The organism is Acidobacteriota bacterium (assembly GCA_028874215.1).
Classification (GTDB): Bacteria; Acidobacteriota; UBA6911; order RPQK01; family JAJDTT01; genus JAJDTT01.
Map to the genome: position 1 here is coordinate 2,080 of JAPPLF010000091.1, position 3,010 is coordinate 5,089.

Consider the following 3,010-nt stretch of genomic DNA (forward strand, 5'->3'; position numbering starts at 1 on the left):
GGCCTTGGGCCCGCCCTCGCGCCCGATCGGCCAGCGGTAGACCTTGTACCCGCAGCCCACGATGCAGTAGTCGCAAGCCGTGGTGAAAACCTCCGCGTTGCGCGGCGGGAGGGGGACACTGTCTTCCGCAAGGTAGTAGTTCGTTACCCTTCCTGCCATGATGCGTCCTCCTCAGCGCTGTACCGGCGCCAGGTTCGAGTGATAACCGTATAGCAGCCCCATCATCCCGACCGCGTAGATGTCGTCCCCGCGGGTCTCCAGGACGACCTGGGGGAGGCTCTCCGTGGCCTGGCCCGCCGCGACCATCCCGTGCTTCATGAGGTCGAAGCTCGTCAGGTGGAACGGGCACGGGCCGATGGCCTTGTACTGGCCGTTGTAGGTTCCCTGGAGCGGGCCGCCCATGTGGGTGCACAGGGTGCTGAACGCCACGACGTCTCGCTTCGCGCCGACGCCGCCGCCCGCCGCCACGCCCAGCTTGACCAGCATGCAGCCGGAGAAGACGTCCTTCCACGGATAGAGGAAGTATTGCGGCGCATCGACCTTGAGAGCGCTGAGCTTTCCGATCTTCCGGCGGGGATACTCGGCCCGTTGCAGGGCCGCTCCGGCCAGGCCGGGGATGCCCTCGACCAGCACGATGCTCACGGCGGTTCCGCCAGCCAGGAGAAAGGCGCGCCGCGAGACGCAAGGCCGGGTTTCCTTGGCTTCCTGAGTCATGGATTCCTCCTTACGGCATGGCCGCGTACGGCGGCAGTTCGGGGGGCTTCATGAGCAGGGGCTCGTCGCTCGAGAGCGATTCCAGGAAGGCCAGCAGGTCCTCCTTTTCCTCGTCCGTGAGCCCCAGTTTCCTGATGAGCGGACTCCTGTTCGCGTCCTGCCCCCCACCTTCGTCATAAAAATCGATAACCTCGTCCAACTCGAAAAATGCGCCGTTGTGCATGTAGGGCGCGGTGTATTTGAGCTCTCTCAGGCTGGGGGTGCGGAACCGCCCCTTATCGGCCTCGCGCTTGGTGGTGTAGAAGAGCCCCAGGTCCCTGTCCGCCTTCCGGTAGACCGATTCGGGAACGCCCCGGATCACGTGCTGATAGCGGAGCGTTATCTGCCTTAAAGGATCCTCCTCGAACGCGGGGTTCTTCGGCACGCCGACGTTGTGGTAGTCCTCATCCGAGAGGAGGGCGCCGTTGTGGCACTGGACGCACCCCGCCTTTCCGCGGAAAAGCGCCAGCCCCCGTTTCGCGCTTTCTGAGAGCGCCTTCTTGTCTCCTTTCATGAAGCGGTCGAACGGCACGTCCTTCGCCTTGGAGACCACCGTGCGCTCGAAGGCCGAGATGGCCCGCCAGGCGTCGTCGATGGTCGGCCAGGGAGTTCCGAACACCTCGCGGAAGCGCCTGACGTATTCGGGGACCTGGCGCAGGCGCTCCTCCATCATCATGGTGTCGCCGTTGCCGGCCACGTTGCCCGTGGCGGCGCTCCGGGCCTGGGCTTCGAGACTCGTAGACTCGCCCGCCCAGAACAGTTTCGCGTAGTAGGCGGAGTTCAGGATGGTCTGGGAGTTCCGCCAGTGCTGCGTGCCCGGATAGCCCCGGCTCAGGTCGCCGCCGTCCCCCCAGCCGCTCTCGGGGCTGTGGCAGGAGGCGCACGAGGTGCTGGCGTCGCCCGAGAGGCGCGCGTCGAAGAAGAGCAGCTTGCCCAGCGCCACCTTGGCGTCCGACATGGGGTTGTCCGCCGGCACCGGAACCGGCGGGAGGGGCCCCAGCGGCGGGAATTTTTTCTCCTGGGCCGCGCCCGCTCCGCCGATCAGAAGGGCGGCGGTGAAGCAGACGGCCATCGTGAAACCCGGGAAGCAATTCTTGATTCGCGCGTTCATGGCCGTCTCCTCAATTATCGCCGAGTTTGCGGATTTCATAGTCGGGAATCTTCGGCTCTTTGGCGGATACCGCCTCGCCCGAGAGGCTCTTCAGGAACGCCACCAGGGCCTTTCGCTCATCGGCCGTGAGGCCCAGGGGCTTGAGCCGGGGACTCTTGTTCGGGCCGCTCCCGCCGCCCTTGTCGTAGAAGGCGACGACGTCCTCGAGCGTGGCGAGCGCGCCGTTGTGCATGTAGGGCGCCGTCTTCGCGACTTCGCGCAGGGTCGGCGTGCGGAACTTGCCGCGGTCGCCCTCTTCTTTGGTCACGACGTAGAGGCCCGGGTCGGCCCTCAAATTCATGAAGTTCGGAACGCCGATGACCTTGTTGAACCGCCGGAAGGTGATGTGGCGCAGCGGGTCCTTGAATATCTGCTCGTTCTCGGGGACGCCGAGCGCGTGGAACCCGCCGTCGCTCAAGAGCGCGCCGTTGTGGCACGCGGCGCACCCCGCCTTCCCCCGGAACAGGGCAAGGCCCTTTTGCGCCTCGGCGGAGATGGCCTTCTCATCGCCTTTCAGGAATTTATCGAAAGGGACGTTCCGGGAAGCGATGGTGTGCAGGAACGCCGAGATGGCCTTGAGCGAGCCGCCGAAGGAAGGCTCCCCGCCGTAGGCCTCCTTGAACATCTTGACGTAGGCGGGAACCTGCTTGAGGCGCTCGGGGAACAGGCGGCCGTCCACCAGCATGAAGTGGGCCTCGGTGAGGTGATCCCGCACGAGCGTGGGCAGGTCCGTCCCGCTCAGGCGGCCGTCCCAGAAGACGCGCTTGTTGTAGGCGGCGTTCAGGAGCGTCTGCGCGTTCCGGAAATACTTGCTCCCCGGATAGCCCGCCGAGAGAGCCTGCCCGTCGCCCCATCCCTTGGCGGGCATGTGGCAGGTGGCGCAGCTGATTCCCCCATCCCCCGACATCCGGGGGTCGAAGAACAGGCGCCGGCCCAGTTCGGCCTGCGCGGGCTTCTGGGCCTTGGGCGCCGGAAGGGGCGCGAGAGGAGCCCCCCAGCCCGAGGCGGGGAGCAGAACCCAGGCGCTCAGCAGGATTCCGCACAGTATCCGGCGACCGACGACGCGAACTCGATCCATTCTTCCCCTCCTCTCAAGCTGGCTGCTTC

3 protein-coding genes are annotated in these 3,010 nt (G+C 66.0%); all 3 read right to left on the bottom strand.

Annotation, left to right across the window (positions count from 1 at the left end; genetic code table 11):
- Positions 1-171: 171 nt before the first annotated feature.
- The 3 genes from OXT71_17875 to OXT71_17885 are packed head-to-tail and all read right to left on the bottom strand — an operon-like array spanning position 172 to position 2,981.
- A complete protein-coding gene (locus OXT71_17875) occupies positions 172-714 on the bottom strand; it encodes an arsenate reductase (azurin) small subunit (GenBank protein MDE2928260.1) in 543 nt (180 codons plus the stop codon).
- A gap of 10 nt (positions 715-724) precedes the next feature.
- Positions 725-1,864, bottom strand: coding sequence for a c-type cytochrome (locus tag OXT71_17880; GenBank protein MDE2928261.1), 1,140 nt, complete (start codon positions 1,862-1,864; stop codon positions 725-727).
- A gap of 10 nt (positions 1,865-1,874) precedes the next feature.
- The gene (locus tag OXT71_17885) at positions 1,875-2,981 is read right to left on the bottom strand and encodes a c-type cytochrome (protein MDE2928262.1); all 1,107 of its coding nucleotides are present in this window, start codon (positions 2,979-2,981) and stop codon (positions 1,875-1,877) included.
- Between the last annotated feature and the right edge of the window lie 29 nt (positions 2,982-3,010).